Raw genomic sequence first — 13,879 nt, 5'->3', positions numbered from 1 at the left:
ATGTATCCAGGAAGAAGCAGCCATCGTGTCTGACCCGAACCTGAACGACGACGCCACTGAGCCCCGCGGGCTGGCTGCCGAGACGGTGGACGACGAGCTCGACATCGTCGAGGGCGCGGACGACCAGGACGAGTTCGAGGCTGCCGAGGCCGAGGCGGGGGAGCCGGCCGAGGAGGCCGCCGTCCACGCCGACGACGCCGAGGACGAGGACGAAGAGACCTCCGAGGAAGCCGTCGCCGAGGCCGTCGAGGCCGAGCCGGCCGCTCCGGTCGACCCCGTCCAGGCCCTGCGCGAAGAACTGCGCACCCTGCCCGGCGAGTGGTACGTCATCCACACCTACGCCGGTTACGAGAACCGCGTGAAGACCAACCTGGAGCAGCGCGCCGTCTCGCTGAACGTCGAGGACTACATCTTCCAGGCCGAGGTGCCGCAGGAAGAGGTCGTCCAGATCAAGAACGGCGACCGCAAGACGATCAAGCAGAACAAGCTGCCGGGTTACGTCCTGGTCCGCATGGACCTGACCAACGAGTCCTGGGGCGTCGTCCGCAACACCCCGGGCGTCACCGGCTTCGTCGGCAACGCCTACGACCCCTACCCGCTGACCCTGGACGAGATCGTCAAGATGCTCGCCCCGGAGGCCGAGGAGAAGGCCGCCCGCGAGGCCGCCGAGGCCGAGGGCAAGCCCGCCCCGCAGCGCAAGGTCGAGGTCCAGGTGCTGGACTTCGAGGTCGGCGACTCGGTCACCGTCACCGACGGCCCGTTCGCCACCCTCCAGGCGACCATCAACGAGATCAACCCCGACTCCAAGAAGGTCAAGGGCCTGGTGGAGATCTTCGGCCGCGAGACCCCGGTCGAGCTGTCCTTCGACCAGATCCAGAAGAACTGAGCACACGCCCCGGAAGCGCCCCGCCGGTGACCACCGGCCCGGGGCGCTTCCGCCGTGTGCGGCCCGTCGCCGCCGCCGTTGCGGTACTGGCGCCGCTCGTCCTGGCGTACGCCGTCTGCGTCCCGGCGGCCTGGCAGCGCGCCGAGCTGCGCGGCGCCGAGCCGGTCGCGGCCACCTTCCACGACGGGCCCTGCCTCCTCGGCGGCTGCTCGGTGACCTACTCCCTCGCGGGCGAGCGGGTCACGGCCGCCCTGCCGGTCGGCACGCGCGCGGGGGGCCGCACCGAGGGCGACACCGTGCCGGTGCGTACCGCGCCCGGCGAGCCGGGCCGGGCGGCGCTCGCCGGCGACACGGGGCGCGGCGCCGTGGCCGCCCTGCTCGCGGTGCCCGTGGGCGCGACTCTGCTCGCGCTGCTCGCCGCGGCCGTGCACGTGCTGCGCGACCGACGTCCCGAAGACCCCGCGCAAGCCGCCTGACCTGGAGGATTTCTTGTCCCGAGGGGACAGCGGCTATCGTTGTGCGGTATGCCATCTGCGGGATCGTGCAAGGCATGAATCCGGATGACGCAGACGGCCATCAACCTCTCAGTAAGGACCCGGAGAGAGCATGCCTCCCAAGAAGAAGAAGGTCACGGGGCTCATCAAGCTCCAGATCCAGGCCGGCGCCGCCAACCCGGCCCCGCCGGTCGGCCCCGCGCTGGGCCAGCACGGCGTCAACATCATGGAGTTCTGCAAGGCCTACAACGCCGCGACCGAGTCGCAGCGTGGTTGGGTCATCCCGGTGGAGATCACGGTCTACGAGGACCGTTCCTTCACCTTCATCACCAAGACGCCGCCGGCCGCGAAGATGATCCTCAAGGCCGCGGGCGTCGAGAAGGGCTCCGGCGAGCCGCACAAGACCAAGGTCGCCAAGATCACCGAGGCGCAGGTCCGCGAGATCGCCGAGACCAAGATGGCCGACCTGAACGCGAACGACCTGGACGCCGCGGCGAAGATCATCGCCGGTACCGCGCGCTCCATGGGCGTCACGGTCGAGGGCTGAACCCCACCTTCGTAGCAGTCATGCGGCTGCCTGCATTTCGCGGCCGCACGTGGCAGGGCCTGCTCGGCCCAGGGACCACGACTCCTTTCAGAACACACAGGAGCAAGTTGTGAGCAAGCGCAGCAAGGCTCTCCGCGCTGCGGACGCCAAGGTCGACCGGGAGAAGCTGTACGCCCCGCTCGAAGCCGTCCGTCTCGCCAAGGAGACCTCCACGACCAAGTTCGACGCCACCGTCGAGGTCGCCTTCCGTCTGGGTGTCGACCCGCGCAAGGCCGACCAGATGGTCCGTGGCACCGTGAACCTTCCGCACGGCACCGGTAAGACCGCCCGGGTCCTGGTCTTCGCGACCGGCGACCGTGCCGAGGCCGCGCGTGCCGCGGGCGCCGACATCGTCGGTGCCGACGAGCTGATCGACGAGGTCGCGAAGGGCCGTCTGGACTTCGACGCCGTCGTCGCCACCCCGGACCTCATGGGCAAGGTCGGCCGCCTCGGCCGCGTCCTCGGCCCGCGTGGTCTGATGCCGAACCCGAAGACCGGCACCGTCACCCCCGACGTGACCAAGGCCGTCACCGACATCAAGGGCGGCAAGATCGAGTTCCGCGTCGACAAGCACTCGAACCTGCACTTCATCATCGGCAAGGCGTCCTTCGAGGACGACAAGCTGGTGGAGAACTACGGCGCCGCGCTGGAGGAGATCCTCCGTCTGAAGCCGTCCGCCGCCAAGGGTCGCTACATCAAGAAGGCCGCCATCACCACCACGATGGGCCCCGGCATCCCGGTCGACCCGAACCGCACCCGCAACCTCCTCGTCGAGGAGGACCCGGCCGCCGTCTGAGCCCCGGCTCAGCGCGGTAGCCGCGTCAGGGACGCGTAGAACAAAAGGGCGGGCCCTGGAACCTCTCCGGTTCCGGGCCCGTCCTTTCTTCGTACGGGCTTTCGTACGACTGTCAGGGGCCTGGGTTACGGTGCAGGCACAGGACACACAACAGGGGTGGGAGCAGATGAACAGCACGACCGTGCGCCGGGCGACCCTTTCCATCGCGGTGGTGGCCGCGCTGACCGGAGTGGCCGCCTGCGGTTCCTCCGACTCCGGCAAGAAGGACGACAAGGCGGCCGGCAAGGAGTCGGTGCACCTCAGCCCCATCGCCGCGCTGCGTTCCGTGGAGAAGTCCACCGACCAGGCCGACTCGGCGAAGGTGCGTTCCACGACGTCCGTCGGGGACCTCATGTCGATGAGCGCGAACGGCTCGCTCACCTGGCAGGACGGCCTCAAGGGCACCATGACCATCACCTACACCGGTGGTCAGATGGCCGAGCTGATGAAGAAGGCCGGCACCCAGTCGATGGAGGCCCGCTATCTGTCGGACGCCTATTACGCGCACATGAGCGACGCCTACGCCCAGCAGGCGGGCGGCGGCAAGCACTGGATCAAGTACTCGTACGACGACCTCGCCAAGCTCGGCGGCGCGTCCGGCTCGTACATGAAGGACCAGATCCAGAACGCCACCCCCAACCAGTCCGTGAAGCTGCTGCTGGCCTCCGGTGACGTGAAGAAGGTCGGCGAGGAGAAGGTCTCCGGCGTCCAGACCACGCACTACTCGGGCAAGGTCAACGTCGCCGACCTCGCCGACAAGACCAGCAACCTCGACGCCGGCCAGATGGCGGCCCTGAAGAAGCAGCTCAGCCAGGCGGGCGTCACGACGGAGACCATCGACATCTGGGTCGACGGCAAGGACCTGCTGATCAAGAAGACCGAGAAGGCGGACACCGCCAACGGCGCGATGACCAGCACCGCGTACTACTCGGACTACGGCGTGAAGGTCGACGCCGAGGCCCCGCCGGCCGGCGACACCAAGGACTTCGCCGACATGATGAAGTCCGGCGGCACGGTCACGGGCGGCACGGGCACGGCCTCCTGACCCGGCGGGCACCCCTGGGCCCACCCCGGGCCACCCGGGCTCCTCGCGCCCGCGCGCGCCGGGCGGCACCCGGGGGAGCCCGGCCCCGGGCCTCTCCCCGGCCGGCCCGGCCGTGGCCGCGGACCGGACCGAGCGGGCCCGGTCACTCGACCGGCCCCGGCCTCGGGTCCGCTCGGTCCGATTTGCTCTGGGGCGCCGCGGTCCCGTACTCTCTCGGTGAAGCCAAAGACCGCTGGTCGTTGCCGTGCGCTCGAATGAGGGTGCGGTGGCCGAAGGATCCGCTGAAAAGTGGGCGACCCGCGCAGGTGAATGTGGAAGAACTCCCGGAGTGCGCGCGCCGAGCGCGTGTGCGGCCGGTCGAGTCCGCCCCGTGCGCCTGCGCCGGGGCGTTTCGTTTCCCCAGTCCTCCTTCGGGTCCGCGCGGTCCGAATCACCCGGAAGGAGGCCGAGGCTCTATGGCGAGGCCCGACAAGGCTGCCGCGGTTGCGGAGCTGACGGACAAGTTCCGCAGCTCCAACGCCGCCGTGCTGACCGAGTACCGCGGTCTCACCGTGGCGCAGCTCAAGACGCTGCGCCGGTCGCTCGGTGAGAACGCCCAGTACGCCGTGGTGAAGAACACGCTGACCAAGATTGCGGCCAAGGAGGCCGGGATCACGCTGGAGGACCAGCTCTTCGCTGGCCCGACGGCCGTCGCCTTCGTCACCGGTGACCCGGTGGAGTCGGCGAAGGGTCTGCGTGACTTCGCCAAGGAGAACCCCGATCTCGTCATCAAGGGCGGTGTCCTTGACGGCAAGGCGCTGTCCGCCGACGAGATCAAGAAGCTTGCGGACCTCGAGTCCCGCGAGGTTCTGCTCGCCAAGCTGGCGGGCGCCATGAAGGGCAAGCAGTCCCAGGCTGCCTCGCTCTTCCAGGCGCTCCCGTCGAAGCTCGTCCGCACCGTGGACGCGCTGCGCGCCAAGCAGGCCGAGCAGGGCGGTGCCGAGTAATTCGGCTCGCTTCTTGATCCGCGCCACCGGCGCGGGTCGCAGCGGGCCGACGTACGCCCGCCACACCCAGTACATCCGGCACCTGCCGATTTAGTGGAAGGAAAGCCATCATGGCTCTCACCCAGGACGAACTGCTCGCCGAGTTCGAGGGCATGACCCTGATCCAGCTCGCCGAGTTCGTGAAGGCGTTCGAGGAGAAGTTCGACGTTACCGCCGCCGCCGCCGCGCCGGTCGTCGTCGCCGGTGGTGCCGCTGGTGGCGCCGCCGCCGAGGCCGAGGAGGAGAAGGACGAGTTCGACGTCATCCTCACCGGCGCCGGCGACAAGAAGATCCAGGTCATCAAGGTCGTGCGTGAGCTGACCTCCCTGGGCCTGAAGGAGGCCAAGGACCTCGTCGACGGCACCCCGAAGCCGGTCCTCGAGAAGGTCAACAAGGAGGCCGCCGACAAGGCCGCCGAGGCCCTCAAGGGCGCCGGTGCCTCCGTCGAGGTCAAGTAAGACCTTCGCGACCGCCACAGCGGCCCGCTAGGGCTCCTGTAACGCGAACGCACCGAAGGGCGATCATCCATCCGGGTGGTCGCCCTTCGGCGTTCCCCGGGCCCGGCGAGGGCCGCCTTGCACCTGTGTTCGTGCGGGGTAAGGTGATCTTCGTCGTGTCTCCCGATGTCCCGGTTCCGGCCAGGAGCCCTTGACGAACGGCACGCAGCGCGCAATTCTCAGGACGCGTCGTCACAAGGATCCGAATCCGAGGCATGGATCGACGGCGAAGAGGGCAGTATCAACGTGCGTTGAGAGCAGGCATGCCGAGGACGTTGAAGAGGGCGTTGAGCACAACGAGGGTCTTCGAGAACCCGAGCTGGACATCAGTGTGCCAAGTGGCTACACTGACCCTTTGCGCTGCCTGTTAGCTGTCCCCTGCCCGTCACCAGGGGTCTGCCCTCACTTGAGCACAGTCGACCGATCCCCCCCGACCTGGGGTTTCCGTCCCTGTGTGCAGGAGAGGGACCGGTACGCGCGTAGTGAGTCCGAGCCCTCGGAAGGACCCCCTCTTGGCCGCCTCGCGCACTGCCTCGACCGCGAATACGAACAACGGCGCCAGCACCGCCCCGCTGCGCATCTCCTTTGCAAAGATCAAGGAGCCCCTCGAGGTTCCGAACCTGCTCGCGCTGCAGACCGAGAGCTTTGACTGGCTGCTCGGCAACACCGCCTGGCAGACTCGGGTCGAGGAGGCTCTGGAGAACGGTCAGGACGTCCCCACCAAGTCCGGTCTGGAGGAGATCTTCGAGGAGATCTCCCCGATCGAGGACTTCTCCGGGTCGATGTCGCTGACGTTCCGGGACCACCGCTTCGAGCCGCCGAAGAACTCGATCGACGAGTGCAAGGAGCGCGACTTCACGTACGCCGCCCCGCTCTTCGTCACCGCCGAGTTCACCAACAACGAGACCGGCGAGATCAAGTCCCAGACCGTCTTCATGGGCGACTTCCCGCTCATGACGAACAAGGGCACTTTCGTCATCAACGGCACCGAGCGTGTCGTGGTGTCGCAGCTGGTCCGTTCCCCCGGTGTCTACTTCGACTCCTCCATCGACAAGACATCCGACAAGGACATCTTCTCCGCCAAGATCATCCCGTCCCGGGGTGCCTGGCTGGAGATGGAGATCGACAAGCGCGACATGGTCGGTGTCCGCATCGACCGCAAGCGCAAGCAGTCGGTCACCGTACTGCTGAAGGCGCTCGGCTGGACCACCGAGCAGATCCTCGAGGAGTTCGGCGACTACGAGTCGATGCGCGCCACCCTGGAGAAGGACCACACCCAGGGCCAGGACGACGCGCTGCTCGACATCTACCGCAAGCTGCGCCCGGGCGAGCCCCCCACGCGCGAGGCCGCGCAGACGCTGCTGGAGAACCTCTACTTCAACCCGAAGCGCTACGACCTCGCCAAGGTCGGCCGCTACAAGGTCAACAAGAAGCTGGGTACGGACACCCCGCTGGACGCGGGCATCCTGACCGTCGAGGACATCATCTCGACGATCAAGTACCTGGTGAAGCTGCACGCCGGCGAGACCGAGACCACCGGTGACAACGGCGAGACGGTCGTCGTCGAGACCGACGACATCGACCACTTCGGCAACCGGCGCCTGCGCAGCGTCGGCGAGCTGATCCAGAACCAGGTCCGCACGGGTCTGGCCCGTATGGAGCGCGTCGTGCGCGAGCGCATGACGACCCAGGACGTCGAGGCGATCACGCCGCAGACCCTGATCAACATCCGGCCGGTCGTCGCCTCCATCAAGGAGTTCTTCGGCACCAGCCAGCTGTCGCAGTTCATGGACCAGAACAACCCGCTGTCCGGGCTGACGCACAAGCGCCGTCTGTCGGCGCTCGGCCCCGGCGGTCTGTCCCGTGAGCGGGCCGGCTTCGAGGTCCGTGACGTGCACCCCTCGCACTACGGCCGCATGTGTCCGATCGAGACGCCCGAAGGCCCGAACATCGGTCTGATCGGCTCGCTCGCCTCCTACGGCCGGGTCAACGCGTTCGGTTTCGTCGAGACCCCGTACCGCAAGGTCATCGACGGCCAGGTCACCGACGAGGTGGACTACCTGACCGCCGACGAGGAGGACCGCTTCGTCATCGCGCAGGCCAACGCGCCGCTGACCAGCGACCTCCGGTTCGAGGAGAGCCGCGTGCTCGTCCGCCGCCGCGGCGGCGAGGTCGACTACGTCGGCCCCGAGGACGTGGACTACATGGACGTCTCGCCGCGCCAGATGGTGTCGGTCGCGACCGCCATGATCCCCTTCCTCGAGCACGACGACGCCAACCGCGCCCTCATGGGCGCGAACATGATGCGCCAGGCCGTGCCGCTGATTAAGTCGGAGGCCCCGCTCGTCGGCACCGGCATGGAGTACCGCTCCGCCGTCGACGCCGGCGACGTCGTCAAGGCCGAGAAGGCGGGTGTGGTCCAGGAGGTCTCCGCGGACTACATCACCACCGCCAACGACGACGGCACGTACATCACGTACCGCCTGGCCAAGTTCGCCCGGTCCAACCAGGGCACCTCGGTCAACCAGAAGGTCATCGTCAACGAGGGCGACCGCGTCATCGAGGGCCAGGTCCTCGCCGACGGTCCGGCCACCGAGAACGGCGAGATGGCCCTCGGCAAGAACCTGCTCGTGGCGTTCATGCCGTGGGAGGGTCACAACTACGAGGACGCGATCATCCTGTCGCAGCGCCTCGTGCAGGACGACGTCCTCTCCTCGATCCACATCGAGGAGCACGAGGTCGACGCCCGTGACACCAAGCTCGGCCCCGAGGAGATCACCCGGGACATCCCGAACGTCTCCGAGGAGGTCCTCGCCGACCTCGACGAGCGCGGCATCATCCGCATCGGCGCCGAGGTCATCGCCGGCGACATCCTCGTCGGCAAGGTCACCCCGAAGGGTGAGACCGAGCTGACCCCCGAGGAGCGCCTGCTGCGCGCGATCTTCGGTGAGAAGGCCCGTGAGGTCCGTGACACCTCGCTGAAGGTGCCGCACGGCGAGACCGGCAAGGTCATCGGCGTGCGCGTCTTCGACCGCGAGGAGGGCGACGAGCTGCCGCCGGGCGTGAACCAGCTGGTCCGCGTCTACGTCGCGCAGAAGCGCAAGATCACCGACGGTGACAAGCTCGCCGGCCGGCACGGCAACAAGGGTGTCATCTCCAAGATCCTGCCGATCGAGGACATGCCGTTCCTGGAGGACGGCACCCCGGTCGACATCATCCTGAACCCGCTGGGCGTGCCGTCCCGAATGAACCCGGGACAGGTCCTGGAGATCCACCTCGGCTGGCTCGCCAGCCGCGGCTGGGACGTGTCCGGCCTCGCCGACGAGTGGGCCCAGCGCCTGCAGGCCATCGGTGCCGACCAGGTCGCCCCGCGCACCAACGTCGCCACCCCGGTCTTCGACGGTGCCCGCGAGGACGAGCTGGCGGGTCTGCTGCAGCACACCATCCCGAACCGCGACGGCGAGCGCATGGTGCTCCCGACCGGCAAGGCGCGGCTGTTCGACGGCCGTAGCGGTGAGCCGTTCCCGGACCCGATCTCGGTCGGCTACATGTACATCCTGAAGCTGCACCACCTGGTCGACGACAAGCTGCACGCCCGCTCGACCGGTCCGTACTCGATGATCACCCAGCAGCCGCTGGGTGGTAAGGCGCAGTTCGGTGGCCAGCGGTTCGGCGAGATGGAGGTGTGGGCACTCGAGGCGTACGGCGCCGCCTACGCGCTCCAGGAGCTGCTGACCATCAAGTCCGACGACGTCACCGGCCGCGTGAAGGTCTACGAGGCCATCGTCAAGGGCGAGAACATCCCCGAGCCCGGCATCCCCGAGTCCTTCAAGGTGCTCATCAAGGAGATGCAGTCGCTCTGCCTGAACGTGGAGGTGCTGTCGAGCGACGGTATGTCCATCGAGATGCGCGACACCGACGAGGACGTCTTCCGCGCCGCGGAGGAGCTCGGTATCGACCTGTCCCGGCGCGAGCCGAGCAGCGTCGAAGAGGTCTGACGGGAGTCCGGCGGGTCCCCTGACCGACCAGGGGCCCCGCCGACCCCCAGGCCCCCGTACAGACCACAGACTTTCGACCCTGAGAGGGATTGACGCATAGTGCTCGACGTCAACTTCTTCGACGAGCTCCGGATCGGCCTGGCCACCGCTGACGACATCCGTCAGTGGAGCCACGGCGAGGTCAAGAAGCCCGAGACCATCAACTACCGCACCCTGAAGCCCGAAAAGGACGGACTCTTCTGCGAGAAGATCTTCGGTCCGACCCGGGACTGGGAGTGCTACTGCGGCAAGTACAAGCGCGTCCGCTTCAAGGGCATCATCTGCGAGCGCTGTGGCGTCGAGGTCACGCGCGCCAAGGTGCGCCGTGAGCGGATGGGCCACATCGAGCTGGCCGCCCCCGTCACCCACATCTGGTACTTCAAGGGTGTCCCCTCGCGCCTCGGCTACCTGCTGGACCTGGCGCCGAAGGACCTCGAGAAGGTCATCTACTTCGCGGCGTACATGATCACGTACGTCGACGAGGAGCGCCGCACCCGCGACCTGCCCTCCCTGGAGGCGCACGTCTCCGTCGAGCGCCAGCAGATCGAGAACCGCCGCGACGCCGACCTCGAGGCCCGCGCCAAGAAGCTCGAGACCGACCTGGCCGAGCTGGAGGCCGAGGGCGCCAAGGCCGACGTGCGCCGCAAGGTGCGCGAGGGTGCCGAGCGCGAGATGAAGCAGCTGCGCGACCGTGCGCAGCGCGAGATCGACCGCCTCGACGAGGTGTGGAACCGGTTCAAGAACCTCAAGGTCCAGGACCTGGAGGGCGACGAGCTGCTCTACCGCGAGCTGCGCGACCGCTTCGGCACCTACTTCGACGGCTCGATGGGCGCCGCCGCGCTGCAGAAGCGCCTGGAGTCCTTCGACCTCGAGGAGGAGGCCGAGAAGCTCCGCGAGATCATCCGCACCGGCAAGGGCCAGAAGAAGACCCGTGCCCTGAAGCGGCTGAAGGTCGTCTCCGCGTTCCTGCAGACCTCCAACAGCCCCAAGGGCATGGTCCTGGACTGCGTCCCGGTCATCCCGCCGGACCTGCGTCCGATGGTGCAGCTGGACGGTGGCCGCTTCGCGACCTCCGACCTGAACGACCTGTACCGCCGTGTCATCAACCGCAACAACCGCCTGAAGCGGCTTCTCGACCTCGGCGCGCCCGAGATCATCGTGAACAACGAGAAGCGCATGCTCCAGGAGGCCGTGGACGCGCTCTTCGACAACGGCCGTCGTGGCCGCCCGGTCACGGGCCCCGGCAACCGTCCGCTGAAGTCCCTCAGCGACATGCTGAAGGGCAAGCAGGGCCGATTCCGTCAGAACCTGCTCGGCAAGCGTGTCGACTACTCGGCGCGTTCCGTCATCGTCGTCGGCCCGCAGCTGAAGCTGCACCAGTGCGGTCTGCCCAAGGCGATGGCGCTGGAGCTGTTCAAGCCGTTCGTGATGAAGCGCCTGGTCGACCTGAACCACGCGCAGAACATCAAGAGCGCCAAGCGCATGGTGGAGCGCGGCCGCACGGTCGTGTACGACGTCCTCGAAGAGGTCATCGCCGAGCACCCGGTGCTGCTGAACCGTGCTCCCACCCTGCACCGCCTCGGCATCCAGGCCTTCGAGCCGCAGCTGGTCGAGGGCAAGGCCATCCAGATCCACCCGCTCGTGTGCACCGCGTTCAACGCGGACTTCGACGGTGACCAGATGGCCGTGCACCTGCCGCTGTCCGCGGAGGCGCAGGCCGAGGCCCGCATCCTGATGCTGTCCTCGAACAACATCCTCAAGCCGGCCGACGGCCGTCCGGTGACGATGCCGACCCAGGACATGGTCCTCGGTCTGTTCTTCCTCACCACCGACGGCGAGCTGCGTGACACCAAGGGCGAGGGCCGCGCGTTCGGTTCCACGGCCGAGGCGATCATGGCGTTCGACGCCGGCGAGCTGGCGCTGCAGTCGCAGATCGACATCCGCTTCCCGGTGGGCACCATCCCGCCGCGGGGCTGGACGCCGCCGGCCCGCGAGGAGGGCGAGCCCGAGTGGCAGCAGGGTGACTCGTTCCGCCTGCGCACCACCCTGGGCCGCGCGCTCTTCAACGAGCTGCTGCCCGAGGACTACCCGTTCGTCGACTACTCGGTGGGCAAGAAGCAGCTCTCCGAGATCGTCAACGACCTGGCCGAGCGCTACCCCAAGGTCATCGTGGCGGCGACGCTCGACAACCTGAAGGCGGCCGGCTTCTACTGGGCGACCCGTTCCGGTGTCACCGTGGCCATCTCCGACGTCGTCGTTCCCGAGGCGAAGAAGGAGATCGTCCGCGGCTACGAGGCGCAGGACGAGAAGGTCCAGAAGCAGTACGAGCGCGGTCTGATCACCAAGGAAGAGCGCACTCAGGAGCTCATCGCGATCTGGACCAAGGCGACCAACGAGGTCGCCGAGGCGATGAACGAGAACTTCCCCAAGACGAACCCCATCTTCATGATGGTTGACTCGGGTGCCCGAGGAAACATGATGCAGATGCGGCAGATCGCCGGTATGCGCGGTCTGGTGTCGAACGCCAAGAACGAGACGATCCCGCGTCCCATCAAGGCGTCGTTCCGTGAGGGCCTGTCCGTGCTGGAGTACTTCATCTCCACGCACGGTGCCCGTAAGGGTCTGGCGGACACCGCCCTGCGTACCGCCGACTCGGGTTACCTCACCCGTCGTCTGGTGGACGTCTCGCAGGACGTCATCATCCGCGAGGAGGACTGCGGCACCGAGCGCGGTCTCAAGCTCAAGATCGCGGAGCGTGGCGCGGACGGCGTGCTGCGCAAGGCGGACGACGTCGAGACGTCCGTGTACGCGCGCTGCCTCGCCGAGGACATCGTGGTCGAGGGCCAGGTGCTGGCCCCGGCCGGCACCGACCTGGGCGACGTCCTCATCGAGGAACTGGTCTCCCGCGGCGTCGAGGAGGTCAAGACCCGCTCGGTCCTGACCTGCGAGTCCGCCGTCGGCACCTGCGCGATGTGCTACGGCCGTTCGCTCGCCACCGGCAAGCTGGTCGACATCGGTGAGGCGGTCGGCATCATCGCCGCCCAGTCCATCGGTGAGCCCGGTACCCAGCTGACGATGCGTACCTTCCACACCGGTGGTGTGGCCGGTGACGACATCACCCAGGGTCTGCCGCGTGTCGTCGAGCTCTTCGAGGCCCGTACCCCGAAGGGTGTCGCCCCGATCTCCGAGGCGAGCGGCCGCGTCCGCATCGAGGAGACCGAGAAGACCAAGAAGATCGTCGTCACCCCGGACGACGGCAGCGACGAGACGGCCTACCCGATCTCGAAGCGTGCCAAGGTCCTGGTCCGCGAGGGCGACCACGTCGAGGTGGGCCAGCAGCTCACCGTGGGTGCCACCAACCCGCACGACGTGCTGCGCATCCTGGGCCAGCGTGCCGTCCAGGTCCACCTGGTCGGCGAGGTCCAGAAGGTCTACAACTCGCAGGGTGTGTCGATCCACGACAAGCACATCGAGATCATCATCCGGCAGATGCTGCGCCGCGTGACGATCATCGAGTCCGGCGACGCCGAGCTGCTGCCCGGCGAGCTGGTCGAGCGCTCCCGCTTCGAGCAGGAGAACCGTCGTGTGGTCCAGGAGGGCGGTCACCCGGCCTCCGGTCGTCCGCAGCTGATGGGTATCACCAAGGCCTCGCTGGCGACGGAATCCTGGCTGTCGGCCGCCTCCTTCCAGGAGACGACCCGAGTCCTGACGGACGCGGCGATCAACGCCAAGTCCGACAGCCTCATCGGCCTCAAGGAGAACGTCATCATCGGTAAGCTCATCCCGGCCGGTACGGGTCTGTCCCGCTACCGCAACATCCGGGTCGAGCCGACCGAGGAGGCCAAGGCCGCGATGTACTCGGCCGTCGGCTACGACGACATCGACTACTCGCCGTTCGGCACCGGCTCCGGCCAGGCCGTCCCGCTGGAGGACTACGACTACGGTCCGTACAACCAGTAAGCGAGCAGCCTGAAGGGCGGCCACTCCGTTGGGGTGGCCGCCCTTCGGCGTGTCCGGGCGGTATGGTCCGGGCGACGGACCGCACCGCGTCGCGATCCCGGGCGGCGCTCTGTGCCGCCGCTCAGGCCGCTGTGGGGGCGATCCTCCGGCCCTTGCCTGGGATTCCCCGATCGGCCCGCGGTGGTCCCGGACGCCCGGTGCGCCGACTCGGCGCGGGGGTCGCCACCGCGACCGGGTTGCTCCTGGCGGCCTGGACCGCCGGCGGCAGGGTGGCTGCCGTGTTCCTGGACCTGGTGGAGAGCGCCCGCGCGGCGGCCGGCAGAGGCACTGGAGGAGGGCTCCCGGGCGGTCCGCGGCCACGAGACCCACAGCGGCGGGCCGGCGATCGGAAGGCCGGCCGCCGCGCCGGTGCCGCGGCCAAGTCTCTCGTCGGGGCTCCGGGCACGGAACACGGCAAGTAGGCGTCCGGATACTTCCCGATCGGTACTCTGGCCAGTGTCATGGCGGCAGTGGC

General features: G+C 68.1%; 9 protein-coding genes. All 9 read left to right on the top strand.

Annotated features, from left to right (window positions below):
- The first annotated feature begins 25 nt into the window (after positions 1-25).
- The 9 genes from nusG to ACZ63H_RS00935 all read left to right on the top strand — a co-directional run bounded on the left by nusG (position 26) and on the right by ACZ63H_RS00935 (position 13,365).
- The gene (nusG, locus tag ACZ63H_RS00975; protein WP_469860842.1) at positions 26-886 is read left to right on the top strand and encodes a transcription termination/antitermination protein NusG; all 861 of its coding nucleotides are present in this window, start codon (positions 26-28) and stop codon (positions 884-886) included.
- Positions 887-912: 26 nt separating this feature from the next.
- Positions 913-1,362 (top strand): hypothetical protein, encoded by a 450-nt coding sequence (locus ACZ63H_RS00970; protein ID WP_469860840.1) that lies wholly within the window; start codon positions 913-915, stop codon positions 1,360-1,362.
- 130 nt (positions 1,363-1,492) lie between these two features.
- Positions 1,493-1,927, top strand: a complete 435-nt coding sequence (gene rplK / locus ACZ63H_RS00965) for a 50S ribosomal protein L11 (RefSeq protein ID WP_469860838.1) — start codon at positions 1,493-1,495, stop codon at positions 1,925-1,927.
- Positions 1,928-2,036: 109 nt separating this feature from the next.
- Entirely contained in the window at positions 2,037-2,762 is a 726-nt protein-coding gene (gene rplA, locus ACZ63H_RS00960; protein ID WP_391625866.1) for a 50S ribosomal protein L1, read from the top strand.
- Between the two features lie 166 nt (positions 2,763-2,928).
- Positions 2,929-3,846 (top strand): SCO4651 family lipoprotein, encoded by a 918-nt coding sequence (locus ACZ63H_RS00955; RefSeq protein WP_469860835.1) that lies wholly within the window; start codon positions 2,929-2,931, stop codon positions 3,844-3,846.
- Between the two features lie 455 nt (positions 3,847-4,301).
- On the top strand, positions 4,302-4,832 hold the full coding sequence (gene rplJ / locus ACZ63H_RS00950; protein WP_467932568.1) for a 50S ribosomal protein L10: 531 nt from the start codon (positions 4,302-4,304) through the stop codon (positions 4,830-4,832).
- A 110-nt stretch (positions 4,833-4,942) separates the two neighbouring features.
- On the top strand, positions 4,943-5,329 hold the full coding sequence (gene rplL, locus ACZ63H_RS00945; RefSeq protein ID WP_469860833.1) for a 50S ribosomal protein L7/L12: 387 nt from the start codon (positions 4,943-4,945) through the stop codon (positions 5,327-5,329).
- 551 nt (positions 5,330-5,880) lie between these two features.
- Positions 5,881-9,366: a DNA-directed RNA polymerase subunit beta gene (gene rpoB / locus ACZ63H_RS00940; RefSeq protein WP_469860831.1), complete on the top strand. Its 3,486-nt coding sequence runs from the start codon at positions 5,881-5,883 to the stop codon at positions 9,364-9,366.
- 99 nt (positions 9,367-9,465) lie between these two features.
- The gene (locus ACZ63H_RS00935; RefSeq protein ID WP_467932566.1) at positions 9,466-13,365 is read left to right on the top strand and encodes a DNA-directed RNA polymerase subunit beta'; all 3,900 of its coding nucleotides are present in this window, start codon (positions 9,466-9,468) and stop codon (positions 13,363-13,365) included.
- The last annotated feature ends 514 nt before the right edge of the window (positions 13,366-13,879 follow it).

This window comes from Streptomyces sp. NPDC104831 (assembly GCF_055583025.1).
The sequence above is the reverse complement of the archived record's forward strand: the minus strand, read 5'-3'. Positions and strand labels throughout refer to the sequence as shown.